16 protein-coding genes and 3 tRNA genes are annotated in these 20268 nt (G+C 45.6%); 7 read left to right on the forward strand and 12 right to left on the reverse strand.

Features of this window, described 5'->3' with window-relative positions; genetic code table 11:
- Window position 1: 1 nt before the first annotated feature.
- Together vmeF and ATB76_RS15240 are read right to left on the reverse strand one after the other, a co-directional pair.
- Window positions 2-3115 (reverse strand): multidrug efflux RND transporter permease subunit VmeF, encoded by a 3114-nt coding sequence (vmeF, locus tag ATB76_RS15235; RefSeq protein ID WP_042605960.1) that lies wholly within the window; start codon window positions 3113-3115, stop codon window positions 2-4.
- Entirely contained in the window at window positions 3115-4203 is a 1089-nt protein-coding gene (locus ATB76_RS15240; RefSeq protein ID WP_039978329.1) for an efflux RND transporter periplasmic adaptor subunit, read from the reverse strand. The genes vmeF and ATB76_RS15240 overlap by 1 nt, the downstream gene beginning before the upstream one ends.
- 283 nt (window positions 4204-4486) lie before the next feature.
- Between ATB76_RS15240 and ATB76_RS15245 the strand changes: the two genes are divergently transcribed.
- From ATB76_RS15245 to ATB76_RS15255, 3 genes are all read left to right on the forward strand, one after another.
- Window positions 4487-4571 (forward strand) — tRNA-Tyr (locus tag ATB76_RS15245).
- Window positions 4572-4656: 85 nt separating this feature from the next.
- Window positions 4657-4741: transfer RNA gene (locus tag ATB76_RS15250), tRNA-Tyr, on the forward strand.
- Window positions 4742-4826: 85 nt separating this feature from the next.
- Window positions 4827-4911, forward strand: a tRNA-Tyr gene (locus ATB76_RS15255).
- 139 nt (window positions 4912-5050) lie between these two features.
- On the opposite strand, the gene ATB76_RS28820 is transcribed toward ATB76_RS15255, so the two are convergent.
- Both ATB76_RS28820 and ATB76_RS15260 read right to left on the reverse strand, forming a co-directional pair.
- Window positions 5051-5179 (reverse strand): hypothetical protein, encoded by a 129-nt coding sequence (locus tag ATB76_RS28820; protein WP_258070497.1) that lies wholly within the window; start codon window positions 5177-5179, stop codon window positions 5051-5053.
- Between the two features lie 141 nt (window positions 5180-5320).
- Window positions 5321-6193 carry a TIM44-like domain-containing protein gene (locus tag ATB76_RS15260; protein ID WP_039978323.1) on the reverse strand — a complete coding sequence of 291 codons (873 nt, stop codon included), beginning with the start codon at window positions 6191-6193 and terminating at the stop codon, window positions 5321-5323.
- Between the two features lie 255 nt (window positions 6194-6448).
- Between ATB76_RS15260 and ATB76_RS15265 the strand changes: the two genes are divergently transcribed.
- The 3 genes from ATB76_RS15265 to ATB76_RS15275 all read left to right on the forward strand — a co-directional run bounded on the left by ATB76_RS15265 (window position 6449) and on the right by ATB76_RS15275 (window position 9993).
- Window positions 6449-7039 (forward strand): TetR-like C-terminal domain-containing protein, encoded by a 591-nt coding sequence (locus ATB76_RS15265; RefSeq protein WP_038865527.1) that lies wholly within the window; start codon window positions 6449-6451, stop codon window positions 7037-7039.
- A 13-nt stretch (window positions 7040-7052) separates the two neighbouring features.
- Window positions 7053-8927, forward strand: coding sequence for an MFS transporter (locus ATB76_RS15270; RefSeq protein WP_061035617.1), 1875 nt, complete (start codon window positions 7053-7055; stop codon window positions 8925-8927).
- Between the two features lie 160 nt (window positions 8928-9087).
- A complete protein-coding gene (locus ATB76_RS15275) occupies window positions 9088-9993 on the forward strand; it encodes a putative sulfate exporter family transporter (protein WP_045422653.1) in 906 nt (301 codons plus the stop codon).
- 3 nt (window positions 9994-9996) lie between these two features.
- Here ATB76_RS15275 and ATB76_RS15280 read toward each other — a convergent pair whose 3' ends face one another.
- Window positions 9997-10179 (reverse strand): hypothetical protein, encoded by a 183-nt coding sequence (locus tag ATB76_RS15280; RefSeq protein ID WP_038865532.1) that lies wholly within the window; start codon window positions 10177-10179, stop codon window positions 9997-9999.
- A gap of 96 nt (window positions 10180-10275) precedes the next feature.
- On the reverse strand, window positions 10276-11157 hold the full coding sequence (locus ATB76_RS15285; protein ID WP_038865535.1) for a LysR substrate-binding domain-containing protein: 882 nt from the start codon (window positions 11155-11157) through the stop codon (window positions 10276-10278).
- A gap of 157 nt (window positions 11158-11314) precedes the next feature.
- Here ATB76_RS15285 and nagE point away from each other — a divergent pair, with 157 nt between their 5' ends.
- Entirely contained in the window at window positions 11315-12769 is a 1455-nt protein-coding gene (gene nagE, locus ATB76_RS15290; RefSeq protein WP_061035618.1) for an N-acetylglucosamine-specific PTS transporter subunit IIBC, read from the forward strand.
- A gap of 50 nt (window positions 12770-12819) precedes the next feature.
- Here the strand turns inward: nagE and menE are convergent, their stop codons facing one another.
- The 6 genes from menE to ATB76_RS15320 all read right to left on the reverse strand — a co-directional run bounded on the left by menE (window position 12820) and on the right by ATB76_RS15320 (window position 20053).
- Window positions 12820-14253, reverse strand: coding sequence for an o-succinylbenzoate--CoA ligase (gene menE, locus ATB76_RS15295; protein ID WP_061035619.1), 1434 nt, complete (start codon window positions 14251-14253; stop codon window positions 12820-12822).
- On the reverse strand, window positions 14238-15227 hold the full coding sequence (gene menC / locus ATB76_RS15300) for an o-succinylbenzoate synthase (RefSeq protein WP_045408762.1): 990 nt from the start codon (window positions 15225-15227) through the stop codon (window positions 14238-14240). Before menC ends, menE begins: the two co-directional genes overlap by 16 nt.
- Before the next feature lie 129 nt (window positions 15228-15356).
- The gene (gene menB, locus ATB76_RS15305; RefSeq protein ID WP_042604634.1) at window positions 15357-16223 is read right to left on the reverse strand and encodes a 1,4-dihydroxy-2-naphthoyl-CoA synthase; all 867 of its coding nucleotides are present in this window, start codon (window positions 16221-16223) and stop codon (window positions 15357-15359) included.
- A gap of 26 nt (window positions 16224-16249) precedes the next feature.
- Entirely contained in the window at window positions 16250-17044 is a 795-nt protein-coding gene (gene menH / locus ATB76_RS15310) for a 2-succinyl-6-hydroxy-2,4-cyclohexadiene-1-carboxylate synthase (protein ID WP_038879431.1), read from the reverse strand.
- The gene (gene menD, locus ATB76_RS15315) at window positions 17031-18749 is read right to left on the reverse strand and encodes a 2-succinyl-5-enolpyruvyl-6-hydroxy-3-cyclohexene-1-carboxylic-acid synthase (RefSeq protein WP_061035620.1); all 1719 of its coding nucleotides are present in this window, start codon (window positions 18747-18749) and stop codon (window positions 17031-17033) included. The genes menH and menD overlap by 14 nt, the downstream gene beginning before the upstream one ends.
- Window positions 18746-20053: an isochorismate synthase gene (locus tag ATB76_RS15320; protein WP_061035621.1), complete on the reverse strand. Its 1308-nt coding sequence runs from the start codon at window positions 20051-20053 to the stop codon at window positions 18746-18748. The genes menD and ATB76_RS15320 overlap by 4 nt, the downstream gene beginning before the upstream one ends.
- Between the last annotated feature and the right edge of the window lie 215 nt (window positions 20054-20268).

The raw sequence follows: 20268 nt of genomic DNA on the forward strand, positions 1-20268 counted from the left end.
GTTAAGGGTGCGCGATACGTCCCTTCGTATCATGGCTAAGCGCTTTATTCAGCTCAGCTTCAACATAACCAGGGGAACGCGTCTTCGCAGAGATCAATCGATACATCGCAGGGATAACAAACAGTGTAACTAACGTCGCAAACCCCATACCGAAGAAGATAACGGTACCGACGGCCACACGGCTTTCATAACCTGCTCCTGTTGACATGATCAAAGGAATAGCACCAGCTAGCGTCGTAAATGCCGTCATCATGATAGGACGCAGACGGCGAGCTGCCGCATCAGTGATCGCTTTTTCAAACTCGATACCACGGTCACGTAGCTGGTTAGCAAACTCAACGATCAAAATACCGTTTTTGGTTACCATACCGATCAACATAATCATGCCGATTTGGCTGTAGATGTTCATTCCTTGACTCATGACGACCAACCCAAGGAAGCCACCAAATACGCCCATAGGCACGGTGAACATTACCACCAGTGGGTTGACGAAGCTTTCAAACTGCGCTGCCAATACTAGGTATGCAACAAGTAATGCCAAGGCAAATACAACGGCAACACTGGCTTGGTTTTCTTTAAAGTCTTTCGACTCACCAGAGTAACTGACCGAAATATCACCCGGCAGGTTATCAATCGCTTCTTGATCTAAGAAATCTAGCGCCTCACCTAGGGTGTAACCTTCCGATAGGTTAGCAGTAATGGTGATCGACTTCTGTTTGTTGTAGTGGGACAGACGAATTGATGCCGCCACTTCTTCGACTTTAGTAACCGTATCTAGGGTCACTAGCTCACCGCTGTTGGTGCGTAAGTAAATCTGGCTCAAATCAGCCGCGTTATTGAAGCTGTTTTCGTCACCTCGAAGGTAAACATCATATTCTTCACCACGGTCAACGTAAGTGGTTTCACTCTTACCACCAAGCATGATTTCTAGAGTTTCAGAGATGTCTTGTACACTCACACCAAGTTCAGCAGCACGGCGCTTGTCCACTGACACCAAAAGCTCTGGTGTTTTCTCTGAGTAGTCGATTTCCGCACCTTCCATCATTGGTGACTCTTCAGCTGTGTTCTTGAGCATTTCAGCCCAGACTAACAACTCATCGTAATCAGAGCCACCAAGAACAAACTGCACAGGTTCGCTAGAACCACCACGGAAACCCGGCATGAATGGGAAGACACGAACGTCTGGAATACCGGCCAATGACTTACGAACTTGGTTGAGTGCTTCTTGTGCCGTCACATCACGCTCGTTCCAGTCTTCTAAAATCATGATAACGAAGCCAGTTTGGTCACCCGCTTGCCCACCAAATGCTGGTGTTTGAATACTGAATGATTTCAGGAAACCTTGTCCCAACAATGGCATCAAGCGATCTTCTACGATGTCCATGTTCGCCGACATTCGGTTGTAGGAAGTCGCATCTGCACCACGAACAAAAGCAAAGATAACCCCTCGGTCTTCTTGTGGCGTTAGCTGTGCAGGCACTTGATTCATCAAACCATAACTGCCTCCCATACACGCAAGGATAACCAAAGGCGCAGCCCAACGAACCTTCAATGCACCACGCAGCGCTTTTCGGTAACCAGCCTCTAACTTAGCAAACAATTTATCGACCGCTTGGTTGAATCGATTCGGCTTCACATTCGCTTTTAGTATCTGACTACCGAGCACTGGAGTCAGCGTTAATGCAATTAAAGATGAGAAGATCACTGACATCGCCAACAATACTGAGAACTCAGTAAATAGCAGGCCTACCATGCCATCCATAAAAGAAATCGGCAGGAAGACCATCACCAGAACCAAGGTCGTAGCAACAACGGCAAATCCGACTTCTCTTGTGCCTTTATAAGCCGCCAGCAGTGGTGACTCGCCGCGCTCAATATGGTGGAAGATGTTCTCTACGACAACAATCGCATCATCCACAACTAGACCGATAGATAGGATAAGCGCCATCAGGGTGATTAGGTTGATAGAGAAGCCGAAGTAGTAAGCCGCAATGAATGAAGAAATCAGTGAGACTGGTACCGTCACCGCAGGAATCAATGTAGCGCGCGCCTGACCGATAAAAATATAGAGGACTAAAATAACCAGACCACCCGTAATAAAGAGCGTGCTGTATACCTCATCAATCGAGCGTTCAATAAATACTGTGGCATCATAGTCTATGGCCAGACGAGTACCGTCCGGTAAGAACTTCTGAATCTTATCTACTTCTGAACGCACCGCCTGTGCCACTTCTAGTGGGTTAGCGTCTGATTGCGGAACGACGCCTAAGCTAATGTTGACTACACCATCACTCTTAAAGGTTGAGTTTTCGTTTTCCGCACCAATGAATACGTCTGCCACATCTTTCAAATAAATAGGCGTGTTATCGCTAGCACGTTTCACAACAAGATATTGAAAGTCTTCTGGCGTATTGTACGTACGTGCTGTACGAACTGACATGACGGTTGAATCGTTACGAACCTCACCTCCTGGACTTTCCAAGTTTTCACTTCGTAATGCTGTCGTGATATCAGATGCAGTAACCGAGCGACCAGCCATCAGATCTGGTTTAAGCTTCACGTACATCACTTTGTATAAACCACCGGACAAGTCGATCGAACTGACGCCCGATATCAGACTAAAGCGGTCCATAAGTACGCGCTCGGCATAATCCGTTAGCTGGGTACGGTCCATCTCTGATGAACTGAGGTTAATATAGAGGGAGGCTTCACCAGAACCATTATTCTTGTAAACAACGGGATCGTCAGCTTCATCTGGCAGCGAACGTTGAGCGCGAGCAACGGCATCGCGAACATCACTCACGCCGGTGTTTAAGTCATAACCCAACTCAAATGTAATGGTGATACGCGACATACTGTTGCGCGTCGTCGAGCTAATTTCGTCGATACCACTGATACCAGAAAGCTGGTCTTCCAATACCGACGTTATTTGGCTCTCGATGATGGTGGCAGAGGCGCCTTCATAACGTGTGCTGATCGAAACCACTGGGCTTTCGATGTCTGGCATTTCACGGACTGCAAGTTTAGTAAACGACACAAAGCCGAATACACACAGCAGCATACTCAATACCAGCGCAGCGACAGGGCGCTTTACGGAAACGTCAGAAAGTAACATTAGTTCGCTTCCTTAGCCGCTTTGCCTTCTGCATCTGCAGCATGTGCACTTTTCGATTGAGTTGGCGCGACAATTTCAGCGACTTCAACGCCATCACGCATATTTACGATGCCTTGAACCACTATTTTGTCGCCGATCTCAACACCCGATTCGATCACAACCTCATTATCAACACGCGCTCCTAGGAAGACCTCCTGACGCATTGCTTTATTGTCTTCATCAATCACGTATACAAAACGCTTAGTACCTGAATACTCAAGTGCTTGAACCGGAATGATTGGCGCTTTAATCGCAGGAAATGCCAACGATGCATTCATCAGCATGCCAGGTTTTAAGTGATTTTCTGGGTTATCAAATTCGATACGAACACGTAAGTTTAAGGTTTCAGCACTAATTCGCGTATCAATACCTGTTACCTTACCCACGAATTCTTGATTATTCCAAGCACTGGTGGTGGCATGCACTTCCATACCGACCGACAACATCGATAGGTAACGTTCAGGAACTTGAAGATCCAATTCCATGACAGAGAGGTCATCAAGCGTCAATAATTCAGAACCAGCGCTGACCATTTTACCTTTGCTAAAATCAATAAAACCAACGGTACCGGCAAAAGGTGCACTAATATGAAGATCCAATAAGTTAGCTTTAGCGGCATCTAGACGCGCTTGTGCAATTTCAACACTCGCCTTTTGCCCATCAATTTCAGTTTGGGTAATCGCATTACGTTTAACCAAACGCTGAAACTCTTTTAACTTACGCTGTTCATCTTTTAGGTATGCTTTTGCCTCTATTAAGGCAGCTTGTGCTTTATCATCGTTAAGTTGAATCAAAAGCTGGTTTTGCTGAACGTTTTGATTAGCGTTAACGGCGATTTGTTTCACCTTGCCAGCGACTTCAGAAGCAACCACTACGGATTCGGCCGCTTCTAACTTGCCGATCAACGACAGAGATTGGTTAATTTCATGCGTTTCTACTTGTTCAGTTACTACCGTAACTGTAGATGGACCACGTTTGGCAGCAAAAGCTACTGGCGAAGCCATTAAAATAGAAAGCGTTAAAACAGATAAAGTGGCTCTCATACTCATAATCTTGACTATTAATCGAATAAACTTATGTCATTAAACTGAATACAGTTTATCAGTAGATACGTCCTCTAACGTCAAGTAGTGTAAATTCAAGTAAAAAGAAGGTTTTCCTTTTGTATAAACGACATACAAAACGCTGACTTTCTACCATCTTTGCCCAAAAAGGCAGCATTCAACGTAAAAACGTAAGAAAAACGCTTTACAGCCGGAGCGAGTTTGCTATGATGCGCTCCGCACTTGAGAGATGTGTTGGGAAAACAAATCTTAAGTATAAAAATACCCTGGAGGGGTTCCCGAGTGGCCAAAGGGAGCAGACTGTAAATCTGCCGGCACTGCCTTCGATGGTTCGAATCCGTCCCCCTCCACCATATTCTTTCTTATGTTTTTCCTTTAAACGTGAGAACAACTTGGAAGCTAGGTTGGGAAACTAACATCTAAGTATAAAAACACCCTGGAGGGGTTCCCGAGTGGCCAAAGGGAGCAGACTGTAAATCTGCCGGCACTGCCTTCGATGGTTCGAATCCGTCCCCCTCCACCATATTCTTTCTTATGTTTTTCCTTTGAACGTGAGAACAACTTGGAAGCTAGGTTGGGAAACTAACATCTAAGTATAAAAACACCCTGGAGGGGTTCCCGAGTGGCCAAAGGGAGCAGACTGTAAATCTGCCGGCACTGCCTTCGATGGTTCGAATCCGTCCCCCTCCACCATATTGAAAAAGCCAGCTCATTGAGCTGGCTTTTTTCGTTCTATAGCTATATTTTTTCAATGGCTTACCTAACTATTTGGCTAAATCTAGCCTCACTCAACGCGCGATTCTTAGTGATCTTTCGTTAAGTAGTACGACACCTAGGTACTTTTAACTAGCTCTGCTTGAGAGCGAATCCAAGTGTTAGTTGGTTTATTTAGGTCAATGGAATCAAGCCATTGATCATCTCCGTTAGCTTTATCTTCACCATTCCCTACTGTGCGACTCATCGCTGCCTCATAACAACTCTATTAAAGTCGACTTCAACCACTCGTCCTGTCTCGATAGATTTAGAGTCTCTGAACTTCAGGCATAAAAAATCCCGCACGAAAGCGGGATTTTATTAAGACTAAATTGAATACTTAAGATAATTAACCTTGAATACCGACGATCAACCACGGTGCATTTGGCACAGTTAGGTCACGCTCTAGGTGCCAGATATCTTCGATTTCTTCTTCGACACCTTCTTCAGCATCACGGTAACGACCACTGAACTGTAAGCTGAGCTGTGCCTTACTTGCATCATAATCTGCACGAACAATTTCAGCATCAACGTACATCACATCTGTGTGCTGCTCACCATCTAACTTCGCACGTTCTGCTTTCAAGTCTTCAAACAGGCTTGCCGAAACGTATTCTTCAATCGTGTGCAGCTGATTGTGGTTCCAAGCACCTTGCAGGATTCGGTAGTGCTCACGAGAGCCGTTGATGAATGCCGCTTGGTCAAAACCCGGTGGGTAGTTATGCGGGATATCAGTTTGTGCGCCGAAACCACCAAAGCCACCAGCATTTGTGTTTGGTTGTTGTTCAAAATTCTGCATGTTTGGCTGCTCGAACTTGGTGTTGTTACCACCAAAGGCTGGCTGCTGACGATGCTGATTCATACTGCCCTGCTTAGCACCAAGCATACCTCGCATCAGTTTGAAGATAACGAATGCGATCAAACCAATGATTAGGATATCCATAAACTGGATACCTTCAAACGCACCACCAAAGAATGCTGCCAGAAGACCACCAGCAAGAAGACCACCAAGTAAGCCGCCCATCAAACCTTTTTTGCTTGATGATTTAGCACCTTGTTCTTTACCAATGGTGTTTGTGTTTTGTTGCTGCTGTTTAGGAGCAGGCGCGGTTTTGTAACTCTTACCAAAAGACTTACCACCACCAAATTTCTTCGCTTCTGCGATAGGCGTTACGGCAACAGTAAACATCAGTAGGGCGACAATCGAAAATAAACGTTTCATCGTTATCCTTAAAATTGACGATATGTACTTAATCATGCTGATTGATGATGAAGCAAACAAGCATCCATATCAGTAGCACGCTAAATATGAGATATGACCATCATACTCCGTCAGATACAACAATGAAACATTCCATAATAGAAGACATGTATCAGAATATTGCCAAGCAATAGGTTTCTGACTGGTTTGTGTTATTGACGGTGATTCAGTAGCTGTCTATCATATTGAACGTTGTTCAATAAGTAGTTTTAGATTATGGCGCGCAGAAACGATCACACCAGAGAAGAGTTAGTCAACTTGACCCTTACTACGGTCAAAGACTTTTTAGACGAAAACTCTTACCACGAGCTCAGTCTTCGTAAGATTGCTAACATGATTGGTTACGTGCCAAGCACTTTAGTAAACATTTTCGGCAACTATAACTTGTTGCTTTTACACGCGGTTGCTCAAACGTTAGATGAGCTACAACAAGAAGCAGTGAAAGCGACCAAGAACAGTAAAGATGCCCATCAGGCCTTATTTGAACTGGCTTATTGTTATCACGATTTCGCGCAAAAACACCCACATCGTTGGCAGTTAGTTTTTGAGCACAATATGAATGGCGCAGAACTTCCTGAATGGCATGCAAAACGCATCGACGGTATGACTGGCATGCTAGAATCCTTACTTGCTCAAATCGCACCGCACCGTACTGAGTCTGAAGTACTTCAAGCGAGTCGCGTATTGTGGTCCGGAGTACATGGAATCACGCTACTAAGCGTTGATGATAAGTTTTTCTCTAGTGAACCTATTGATGGTAAAGAGCTTATTGATAACCTGATTTCAAACTATCTGATCAGCTGGTAATAAAGGATTATTCATGTCATCAGACAGCCAGTCGTCCTTGCTTAGGCAACGAAAGTTCCTTCCCTATTTTATTACCCAGTTTTTTGGTGCTTTCAACGACAATATCTTCAAAAATGTGCTGTTGCTGTTTGTCGCCTTTGCGGGGTCTAGTGCACTGCCCGTTTCTAGCAACTTATTTATCAACTTAGCCGCTGGCTTGTTCATCCTCCCGTTCTTTCTATTTTCCGCATCAGCAGGGGTGCTGGCAGATAAGTATGAAAAATCTTGGTTTATCCGCAAGGTAAAACTGTTCGAGATAGGCATAATGTTGCTTGGGGCTGTAGGTTTCATTACCGAGAGCTACGGTGTTTTACTCCTACTGTTATTCCTGATGGGCACGCAGTCAGCATTCTTCGGCCCAGTCAAATATGCATTGCTACCACAACAACTTAACGAGAAAGAACTCGTTCCGGGCAATGCACTAGTAGAAGCTGGTACCTTTATTGCTATTTTGATCGGTACACTAGGCGCAGGGCTGATTGCTTCCGCAGATAACGCTAAATACCTCGCTGCATTTTGTGTGGTTATCTTTGCCCTTCTTGGCTACTTATCAAGCCGTTCAATTCCCTTTGCTTCCGCTAGCGCTCCCGATATTCAATTTAAATGGCAGCCATACAAACAAACCAAACACACGCTTTCTATTGCCAAGTCTGACCGCATCGTCTTCCAATGCATCATGGCAATCAGCTGGTTCTGGTTCTTAGGCGCGGCTTATCTCACCCAGTTCCCTAATTTCACGAAAGAGTATTTGAATGGTACAGAGAGCGCGGTTTCATTTCTGTTAGCTTTGTTCTCGGTCGGTATTGCTGTTGGCTCAATGGCCTGTAACTGGCTCTCAAACCACAGAATTGAAGTAGGAATCGTACCGATTGGTGCTTTAGGTATCACCATATTCGGTTTCTTGATGGCGACATCTATTCCTACAGACTTACCTCGATTTCATACCTTTGTTGAGTTTGTAAGCTTCGACGCTTTTTGGCCGCTGTTCTTCTGTCTACTAATGATCGGAATCTCTGGCGGCTTGTTCATCGTACCGCTGTACGCGCTTATGCAACACAGAGCAAAAGAGACAGAGCGAGCACAAGTCATTGCGGGGCTAAACATCTTTAACTCGTTGTTTATGGTGGGTAGCGCAATATTGGGTATCGTCTGCCTAAGCGTGCTTGAAATGACCATCCCCCAATTGTTCGCTCTATTGGCTGTTTTAAATTTCTTAGTTGCGGCATACATTTTCCTGCAAATCCCAATTTTCGTTGTGCGCTTTGCTATGTGGGTTGTCACTCACACAATTTACCGCGTAAAACACAAGAATTTGCACCACCTTCCTGAGCATGGTGGTGCATTAATCGTATGTAATCATGTGAGTTACATGGACTCGCTACTATTAAGTGCGGTTTGCCCACGCTTGATTCGCTTTGTGATGGAAGAAGATTACGCCAACCTTCCACCTCTACGACGTTTTCTTCGCCGAGCTGGTGTGATTCCGATCTCGGCCAGCAATCGCACTTCTATTCGTCGTGCATTCAGTGATGTTGAGGCGGCACTAAGTGAGGGGCATATTGTGTGTATTTTCCCTGAAGGTCGTTTGACATCAGATGGTGAGATGAACGAGTTTATGCGCGGTATAGACATCATCCTTCGTCGTAGCCCTGTTCCAGTGATACCAATGGCGTTGAAAGGCTTATGGGGCAGCTACTTCAGTCGCGCAAAAGGCCGAGCATGTAAGGGCTTACCAACGCGTTTCTGGTCTAGACTGGAAATCGAAGCAGGAACGCCTGTCGATCCAAAACATGCCACAGCACAAGCTATGTTTGAGAAAGTAAAAGCACTTCGCGGCGACTGGCGCTAAACTCAAACAGAACCATTCTTAATTTTTGAACATGCGTTTAGTTTTTCTGAACGCACGTTCAATTCATTAAGACTTTCTGACCATAGGCGTTACGATATACTCTGCGCTTTAACTCACTACAACGAAGACACCCTTGAATACAAAGAATATCCCCTTTGGATTGGCACTGCTGTTTTGTTTAACCCCTTTTGTGTCCTCTCCTATCGCGCTTGTGATCGGTTTTCTTTTGGCGAGTTTTAGCCTAGTACCGACAGAGCTTCCTATTGCTTCATTTACCAAAAAGCTGCTTTCTTATTCCATTATTGGTTTGGGCTTTGGGATTCACTTTGACCAAGCACTCGCGGTCACGTCTGATGGAATAGGTCTAATCATCGCGACCATCCTTGGCACACTTGTGATCGGCATGATGATTGCCAAAGCAATAAAACTTGAACGCACAACGGCGTATTTGATTGCTTCTGGTACTGCCATTTGTGGTGGTAGTGCGATTGCTGCTGTCGCTCCAGCGATCAAAGCAAAGGACGAACAAATCGGTCTTGCACTTGCAACGGTTTTCGTTCTGAACTCACTGGCGCTGTTTATCTTCCCTGTAATTGGTCACGCTATTGGTTTGGATCAGCATACGTTCGGAACGTGGGCTGCGATTGCAATTCACGATACCTCTTCCGTTGTGGGTGCGGCATCTGCTTACGGTGAAGAAGCATTGACTACCGCAACCACATTGAAGCTTGCTCGCGCATTGTGGATCATTCCTGTCGCACTGATCAGTGCCGTGATCTTTTCTCGTGGAAACGGTAAAGAAGGTAAAAACAAGTTAGTGATTCCTTACTTCATTTTCTGGTACTGCGCTGCTATTGCATTCAGCGACTTCTTCCCGCAATTTGAAGTGGTGTATCAAGGCATCTTTGCTATTGCTAAGCAAGCGCTTGTGGTGTGTCTGTTCTTGATTGGTTGCAGTATTTCAGTATCGAAGCTGAAGTCGGCAGGGGCAAAACCATTATTGTTTGGTGTCACACTGTGGGTGCTGATTTCTACAACATCACTCGGTTGGCTACTGCTGAGCTAAACCTTAATTAACTTTCTGTGGCTGGGTGAGCTCTGCTTTTTTCGCGCTCTGGTTTTTGTGTACCAACACTAAAGCTATCGCGACCAGAAAGGCGGTTAGCTCAGCCAATGAGCGCGTTAGTCCCTCAGTGCTCATCGCAAGGCCAATTTGTAGCAACACCGCTGCCACCAAAGCTAATTTGATCATCCTGAACCTTATGCTTTATTTCTTAAACTTTAAGCATAATTATGATTCAGAGTTATAAGGATTCGAAATTCCCTTTTCGACTAATTCATTGCTAAATCAACTAAGTTGGCTCTCCACCCATGAAATGAAAGTCTTCACTTTAGGGCGGTGCTCATACCCAGATGGACAGAGTAAATCATACCCCTGCTGAGTATCCATCGTAGGGTAAGGGCTCACTAGTTCTCCTTTGTCTAAGAGATCTTTGACAAACCGATAGCGTCCCATCGCAACACCAACATTGTTTCTCGCGGCTAACACAGCCATATCACGGTGACTAACACAATAAAAGTGTTGGAAAACATCCACATCTAATGCCATGTGAGACACCCACCTCTGCCATACGTCAGAGCCTAATGCATGAATAAAATTAATACGGTGTAGAGAGGCGAGCCCATCTTCTAAAATATTCATCTCTTTCATGTACTGTGGTGTACAAACAGGAATGTACTTTTCACCAAACAATCGCTGACGATAAACATCAACAAGGTGCTCAGTATCATAAAAGATAGCCACATCGATCTGATTTGTTACAAGATCTAACTGACTTTCTTGCGCAAATAGATTGAGATTGAAACCTGGGTAATGGCGCTTAAAGTCCGCAACCCTTGGCATTAACCAACCGTTTAAGAATCCTGGAGAGGCGGCAATGTTTATCTCGCCTACTAAATCCGTCGACTTTATTTCTTCAATCTCATTAAAAATGGTACTGAGCGATGTAGATAACGTCTTTTGAAAACGACGCCCTTCCTCTGTCAGCTCAAGCTTTCTCGTACCGCGAACGAACAAGGTAAAACCCAGCTCTTGCTCGAGTACTTTAATGCGATGACTAACCGCACCTTGGGTTAAATGCAACTCCTTCGCTGCATGAGTAAAGCTAAGGTGCTTCGCTGCGATACTAAAGGTATGAAGATTCCTAAGCAGTAATTGTTGGTTAGCCATGACACACCATGCATTAAAAATATTAATTCATGATAGTAGTGAATTCGTTTGTTTGCGTCGATAATTAAGTTTCAAATAGTCCCTAGAAACTTAATAAAAACGCCAATTTCCAGCATAGATCATATTCTGGGAGGCATTAAAAATTATAGGGGCAAATATGAATATACTCGGCTACATGCAAAAAGTCGGTAAGGCGTTGATGGTTCCCGTAGCGACACTACCCGCTGCGGCAATCTTGATGGGCATAGGCTACTGGATTGACCCTGTCGGGTGGGGCTCAGAAAGCGTACTGGCCGCATTTTTAATCAAATCTGGTGGTGCCATCATCGATAACATGGCGGTGCTATTTGCCGTCGGTGTCGCTTTTGGTCTAAGCAGAGACAAGAATGGCTCTGCCGCACTTTCCGGCTTTATTTGTTTTATGGTTTTAACCACATTGCTTGCGCCAGGAACGGTCACTCAACTGATGGGCATCACAGCAGATGAGGTGCCTGATGCGTTCAACAAGATTAATAACCAGTTTATCGGTATCTTAGTTGGCATAATTTCAGCGGAGATTTACAACCGTTACTCCGGAGTCGAGTTACCTAAGGCATTAGCGTTCTTCAGTGGAAAACGCCTAGTTCCGATCCTAACTTCTATTGCTGGTATGGCATTGGCCTTCATTCTGCTTTACGTTTGGCCTGTGATTTACGATGCACTGATCATTTTCGGCACTAAGTTGGAAGCAATGGGCGCTGTCGGTGCCGGTCTTTTTGGTTTCTTCAACCGCCTGATGCTGACCATCGGCATGCACCACGCGCTTTACCCAGTGTTCTGGTTTGATGTAGTTGGGATTAATGACATTCCAAACTTCCTCGGTGGTGCACAATCTATTGCGAATGGCACTGCGGTTGTTGGCCAAACTGGTATGTACCAAGCAGGCTTCTTCCCTATCATGATGTTTGGTCTGCCGGGCGCTGCGCTTGCGATGTACCACTGCGCAGATAAAGAGAACAAAAACAAAGTATTTTCTATCATGCTTGCCGCTGCAATGGCGTCTTTCTTCACAGGCATCACCGAGCCACTAGAGTTCAGCTTTATGTTCCTAGCGCCTGTGCTTTACCTAATCCACGCAGTACTAACGGGCATTTCTATGTACATTGCTGCAAGCATGCAATGGATGGCAGGCTTCGGTTTCTCCGCTGGGTTCGTAGACTTTGTGCTTTCAAGCCAAAATCCACTCGCAACCAAATGGTACATGTTGATCCCACAAGGTTTAGTGTTCTTCGCTCTGTACTACACGATATTCCGCTTCGCGATCGTTAAGTTCAACCTGCGCACTCCGGGTCGTGGCGAAGACATGGAGAAGGAAGTAACAGAAAACGTTGGTGAACTTGCAAAAGATTACATTGCCGCTATCGGTGGTGCAGATAACATCCTAGAGGTAGACAACTGTATTACCCGCCTACGCTTAACCGTAAAAGATTCCTCACTGGCTGACGAAGCAAAACTAAAACAGCTCGGCGCAGCAGGTGTAGTTTGTATTGGTAAAGGTGGCCTGCAAGTCATCATCGGCCTAGGTAAAGTAGATAAAGTAGCGGAGCAAATGAAAGTCGCCCTCGCTAACTAAAGAATTGTGGTGACTCACCATCACCACATCCCCCTGAAGTGCAATAACGCTTAGTCACCGTTTTGCACTTCATTTTTTAACCAGTCTTTTACCGCTTTGCGCGATACTTTAATTCCTCCAACCAATAAGGTTTGAGGCATTACGTAATACGCGACTGGCCATTTGAATTTTTCTAGCTTAGTTTGCAGGTGTTGCTCGTATTGAGCATTGTCCAGTAATGAATCCGTCTGCATCACTGCTACTGGTCGATGTCCAAATTCCACATCTTCTACCGGTACAACGATGCTCTGCGAAACACTCTCTATTTGGTTCAGTGCCGCTTCTATCTCTTCACAATGAACGTTTTCACCACCAGAGATAAATTGGTTATCTGCTCGACCAATAATCTTGAGTTCATCCCCTTGCCACTCTCCGAGATCCTTACTGTCGAACCAACCGTTTTCATTCAGAAGCGAGGTAACTGAGCCTTGTTTGAAATAGCCTGCTGCTAGCGTTTGCCCACCGATATAAATACGTTCTTCCTCCAGCTTAATATCGCGATTTTGCAATAGGTGACCCGCGTTACTGATGCTATCGATTTGCTTTGCCGTTACGGTAGAGGCCGCTTCTGTCATGCCATAACCCAGCCAAGTTTCAATACCCTGCTGTGTTGCTCGCAGTGCGAGTTCATGGGCAACATGACTGCCGCCGAGTAAGACATGCGTGAGAGACAATTTGACTTGTTCATCCAGTAAACGCTTAAGCTGGGTCGCAACGAGAGAGGCATGAGAGACACCAAGAATATCATCAGCAAGATTTCCGCTTCCTACCTTAAGCGTTGCGCCTGCAAATAGCCAACGGTAGACAATCGCCAAGCCTGACACGTGATAAAGCGGCAAGGAAAGCAGCCAAGTATCTTGATGGTTGAATTGGAATTCGCTTAACAGACCTTGAGCAGAAGCAAGGTGCTGACGATGAGTATGCACCACGGCTTTAGGGGTGCCCGTCGAGCCAGAGGTAAACACAATAGACGCTAAAGCATCATGTGCGTAGCCTTCGTTTGAAGTGCCAGCATCACATTGCGATTCGCTATCCAGAGTCGAAAGTTGGATGATACCTAGTTGCGATAACTGCTGTTCAGAGTAGCTAGCGGCAACACCATCAGCAAACCACACAAAACGTTGTTGAGTTGGCTTATATAGCGTCGTTAACTTACCCGCAAGTGCCTCAAAAGGCTGCGGCATGGTCAACGCAGCAATTGCGCCTATCTGCTGAGCAGCAAGATAAAACCACAGGGTTTCAACTTGGTTCTTACCGACTAGCGTCACCAAGTCTCCACTCGCGACACCCTGTTGTTGAAGGTAGCGAGCGTACAAATCGACACGAGCAGTCAATTGTTGCCAGTTAACTTGCTCTTTGGTCGTCTCAAGCGCAATAGAAAAAGGGCTCACTTGAGCCCAATATTTCCATGGTGCAATCGCAATCGTCTCTATGCTGAATGCCACACTAACTCCTGCTCAGATAGCGGAAGAACTGGAAGTTCACATTTAGGCCAACTTTGCTCTAGCTGCACTTTGAACAAACCAATCGTATCCAAACCTGGGATCTCATTAGGTAGTTGCCATTGTGCTAAACGAGCAAGTTGGTTCAGGCCAAGGCTTGATTCAATGCTTGAGCTGATTACGGCTTTAATACCTAATGTCTTCGCCTTTTCAATCAGCTTAATACAGAAATCAACTGAGCCGATCAGCATTGGCTTGATGATGATGGTTTTTACGCCAGTGAGATCTTCTAAGCTGAAATCTTCACGGCGAACCGCATCTTGCAGTGTTTCATCCCACGCGATTGCAATACCCGTATTGATTGCAAAAGACAGGCTATCACCCGGAGAGCGGCATGGCTCTTCCAAGAAGGTAATACGCTGGCGTAGTGATGGTGCAATATACTTAGCAAACTGCTGGGCTTTTTCTGGCGTCCAAGCGCGGTTAGCATCAAGACGAAGCGTCAGCTGTGGAATCGACTCAAGGAACAAGTTCACTAGCATGCCGTCACGAATAGGTTCGTACAAACCCACTTTTACTTTCGCGACTTTTTCGCCTTCCATCTCGTTCAGTTTCGGGATCAGATCGTCTGGATCACCGTTACACAGAGGGGCGACTTGGTACTTACCTTGTGCAGGTAAACCGCCTTCAAGTTCCAACTGGGCCATAGACAGACCAAAAGCAACCGATGGATACATGTGGTTGTAATCTAAAGGCAAGTTTGCCACCCAACGCTCTGCTTGCGCTTGCAGCTGAATGCCCGCTTCCTCAGTGCCTTCTAGGCTGAAGCCAACCAAAGGGGCAACTTCACCGCGACCAACCTTGTCACCGTCCGTTAATTCAAGGATATAACCTTTACGTTCCGTCAGCTTGTTATCACGTAGTATTACGCCACTGTCCATTGGTAGACAGTAACGGTAAATCTTCGCTTTACGCATAATTCGAATCCTATGTAATGCCGTATATTCTGAGCTTTTTAACGAGAGAACTCGCAGTCTCCCAGAGGGCGAGACGCTCAGGACGAAAAACGAAACAGAGGAGCACAAAGGCTCCTCTTTCTTTACGGATTATGGGTTACGAGGGAACTTGTCGAAGTCTGGGCGACGTTTCTCGTTGAATGCGTTGCGGCCTTCTTGGCCTTCATCTGTCATGTAGAACATCATGGTTGCGTTACCAGCCAGTTCTTGCAAGCCAGCTTGACCATCACAGTCCGCGTTCAATGCGGCTTTCAAGCAACGCAATGCCATTGGGCTGTGCTGTAGAACTTCACGACACCAACGAACGGTTTCTTTTTCTAAGTCTTCTAGTGGTACAACCGTGTTTACTAGACCCATGTCTACCGCTTCTTGAGCATTGTAGAAACGACATAGGAACCAGATTTCGCGAGCTTTCTTCTGACCTACGATACGAGCCATGTAAGACGCGCCCCAACCGCCATCAAAAGAGCCCACCTTAGGACCAGTTTGACCAAATTGTGCATTCTCCGCCGCAATCGTCAGGTCACACATCATGTGCAACACGTGACCACCACCGACAGCCCAACCTGCGACCGATGCGATCACTGGTTTTGGACAAGTACGAATATCGCGTTGGAAGTCTAATACGTTTAGGTGGTGCGTACCTTGGTCGTCTTTGTAGCCGCCGTAGTCGCCACGGATCTTCTGGTCACCGCCAGAACAGAACGCATCTTCACCTAGACCTGTCAGGATGATCACACCAACAGTCGAGTCATAACGCGCATCTGCCAGTGCATCAATCATCTCTTTTACAGTTTGAGGACGGAAAGCATTACGTACCTGTGGACGTGCAATGGTAATTTTCGCGATACCATCAACAGACTTGTGATAGTGGATATCCTCGTATTTCTCGCTGCAATCTTTCCATTGAACCGGAGCGTAAAGTTCTTCTTCAGAAATGCCTACTGTTTTAGCCATGGTGATTCCCATTGTTCTCGTTGCTCTCACTGAAAGTGAGAATGAATTATTTGATTAATCTGTATCGCAAACTTTTGGGGTTGCTCTTGATGAGCGTTATGCCCTGCCCCCTCAATTTGTCGATATGCCAACCCGCTCATTTCTGCCAGTTGACTGAATTTTTTGTCTTTAGCACCGCACACGTAATACAGCGGAACCGCTTGTTGTTGCAGTGCTGGTAGCAAATAACCTTGCTTAGCCAAAGAAGTCGCAAGCAACATATCTGCGACTGACGAGCCAAGATTAGCACTTCGTTTTGTCACTAATGTTTGTCTTTGCTCATGGTTTAGTGAAGAAAAGACCAACTGTTGGTACCAATCGTTCAAAACACAAGCAAGAGGCTCAATTTTGAAACGCTTTGCCCAGCGAGTGTCATTCTTTAATCTGGCCTGCTTATCTGACTCGTTTTGTAGACCGAAGTTTCCTCCTTCAACAATGGCACCACAAATATTGAGATCTGAAAAACACTGGTGCGCAAGGCCATGCATAGCAATGCGTCCCCCCATTGAGTAACCAATCAAAATAAGCGGCTGTTGTGAAGGAAATAGTAAAGATAGTGTGGAATTGAGCAATTTGCAGCAATCATCTAGATCACGGCAAGAAATAGATTGGCTTTGACCATGACCAGGAAGGTCAATCGTCACACGTTCGAATTGAGGTAACGCGTTTGAGCATAGATGCCAATCCGCTCCGCTACCTAACAAGCCATGCAAAAACACCAGAGTAGGCAAAGTGCTACCTTGGTGCTTTTCCGTTGCTGAAAAGTGCTCAGAATAGAGCATGCAAATTCTTGTTGAACGATTTTAAATGCTCAACAGCTTGGTTAGACGGCGTTTGCACTTCAATCACCAATGCGCCTTGCCCTGAAGCAAAATGCTCAGAAACCAAAGATTGGTATTCTGCTAATGAGCTTGGTTGACGATACTCTAAACCAAACTGCTTCGCGGCGTGCTCAAAGTCGTAACCATGAGGCATTTGGTAGAACGACTCACGATGTTCCTGCGGCACCGGCAGTAAATCAAAAATCGCGCCGCCATCATTGTTCGTAATCACCAACACTGACGGTAACTTACTGTGCGTAAACAACGCCAGTGAATTCAACCCATACAATGCCGACGTATCACCAATAAACATTAACATCGGGTTCTGGCGCGCGCGTTGCACCCCGCTTGCCGTTGCAAACAGGCCATCAATGCCTGAAGCACCACGGTTGGTAAACACTTCAGTATTGTCGAGCTTACCAAACATATCAATTAAGCGAACAAACAAGCTGTTACCCACAAACAGGTCAACACCTTTTGCGCGTTCTGCAACATCAATGGCTAATGCAATCTCGCTTAGCTCACTCTTAGGATCAGAAACGAACAAACCTTTTGCATGCTGAGTCACTTGCTTAATGTCAGTCGCAAGGTCGTCTGCCCAACCAGTATATTCCGATTCAAACTCTGTGGTACGTTCTACCCAAGAGCTCGGTTGTTCAGCCCAATGCCATTGTGGCAAGTGGCTTTGATTATCACGGTCTAAACGTGGAGAAACATACCAGTACTGAATATCTCTACCATGTTGGCTACGCGAAACATGTTTATCGAGCCAGTGGTTAAAACGCTTGGAGATTATTCGGCTACCAAATTGAACCACTAAATCACAGCTATCTAACTGGCTCGCCAATCTTGGATGCTGCAACCACATATCAAAATGGGCCCAATCCGAACTCACACCACTTTGAGGATCAGCCAAAACAGGCCACCCCATTTGCTCAGCAAACGAACGTGCAGCCTGTGCTTGGGCTAAAGGCAAACTCCCAATGACCACGATACCTTTGTTGTCACCACAGCTTGGAATGGCACTGTTCGTTTTCGGGTTGAATCGTTGACAATAAGTCACGCGACTTTCTTTCCAACCAGCAACCGTATCGAGGTAATCTTGGTGAGTACTTTTTTCTACGTTTGAGTATAACGGCTCAGGGAAGGCACAGTTGATGTGTACCGCACTGCCTTTTAGCCGCTGCGTGAACATCACTTCATCCACAGAGGTCAAAAGCCAGTTGAGTGGCGTAGACAATGTCGGGCTTGGCAAATTCAGACTGTCAGAAACATGCTGTGAGAAAATACCAAGTTGATTGATGGCTTGATTTGCACCACACCCTACCAACTCGACTGGTCTATCGGCAGTCAATATCACCAGCTTTTCACCAGTGAGTTTTGCCTCTGCAATAGCGGGCAACAGATTGGCGACGGCAGTACCAGAGGTCACGATCAATGCCACAGGCTCTCTACTGGCTTTTGCTAGCCCTAATGCCATAAAGCCCAAACCACGCTCATCAAAGTGCGTGTGAATGATAAAATTTGGATTATCCGCCGCCTCCACCGTCAAAGGGGTAGAGCGAGAACCTGGTGCAATACAGATATGATTTACACCAAAGCGGTTTAATTCTGTCAGGATGGTTTCAGACCAAATTCGATTTAAAACAGCTTGATCAGCATTCATGATGCAACCCCAAGCGGTGGGTGGTCTGAAATAAGAGAAAGTAACGTTGACATTTTTTTATCTAACTCGGCCCATTCATGCTCTGCAATGGAACCTGGAACAATACCCGCGCCAGCAAACAGTTGAACTTGTTCTTCAAGGATCAACGCACTTCTGATTGCGACACAAAACTCTGCACGCTCATGGCTGATATAACCCATGGAGCCTGCATACCAGCCGCGTGCAAACGGCTCATTATCTAAAATAAACTGCATCGACTCTTTACGGGGCAACCCAGCAACAGCGGCTGTCGGCTGTAAAGCAGAGAGTAACTGAACGCCATTAATGCCCGTTTTAAGATCCGCATGGATATTACGCTTTAAATGCTGCACTTTTCTCAGGCGAACCAAACGAGGATCAGTTTCAACTTCAACGCTTTCTGAGTGGGGTGAAAGACGTTCAATAATGTCGTCCACCACATACTGGTTCTCATTGAGGTTCTTAGAATCTTGAGATAGCCAGTTCGCCAATTCCATATCTTGAGTCGCATTCTCGCCACGACCTATCGTACCGGCCAATGCTTCTGTATGTAGCTCGTGTCCGATACGCGAATACAAACGCTCTGGTGTGGATCCCATAAAGCTGTGTTTACTGTCTAAGCTCAACAGAAAATGAAAACTATGATGGTTGTTGAGGTAGCTCGCTTTCAATAGCTGCGCAGCAGAAAGTGTCGAATCTAAATGAACAGTCGATTTGCGAGCCAACACCACTTTTTTAAACTCGTCATTGTCGATACCAGTGAGCACCTTCTCTACCAAATCATTCCATTGTGGCTCCGTCGGAGCGTGATCAATCGAACGGATATGAGAAGAGATTGGCGCTAAGCTAGGCACATCAGAGACCAGCTTTTTCAAGCCTGCTAATGTACGAGTTTTATCTTCTGCGATATTCACCGCAAGTGACCATTGCTGGTCAAACCGAATCAACTCAATTTGCGGAAGAAAAAAGAAGGATGGCATACAGCGACGATTTTTCTCGTGCTGACCGTCAAATGAACGACCGCCCCATACGCGTTGGCCTTCACCAAGGATCGTATAGGCAGGTCCAGGCTCGACAAAGGAGTGGAGTTGGCCTAGAGCAACAACTTCTTCACGAGTATCACGGGACTGCCAGTAAAACTTGGGAAAAAGTGGTTGTGCTTCAAGCCAGTCTATAAACACGAAATTGGGTTTCTCGCTGAGTGGCTCGATTAAACGTGTTTGATTGCCTTCCGTTTGCTGAACTCGCTCGATAATTCTATTTACGGCTTGATGGAACTGTGACAAATCAACCTCGAAACGTGTGAGGATAAAGGATAACTGACGGCTACTCTAAGTTTAGACCCAAAGCAAATCAAGGTCGTATACGATCTTTTGCAAATTCCTGTGATACCAACAGAACAAAACTTAATCACCAAACGGATAATTTACAGATTTTTATTCTAATAAAAAACAAATTATTGTATTTTAATAAAGAAATTAACGATTTTTTAGGAATTAAG

The sequence above is a fragment of the Vibrio sp. MOR3 genome (assembly GCF_001557775.1).
Lineage (GTDB): Bacteria > Pseudomonadota > Gammaproteobacteria > Enterobacterales > Vibrionaceae > Vibrio > Vibrio jasicida.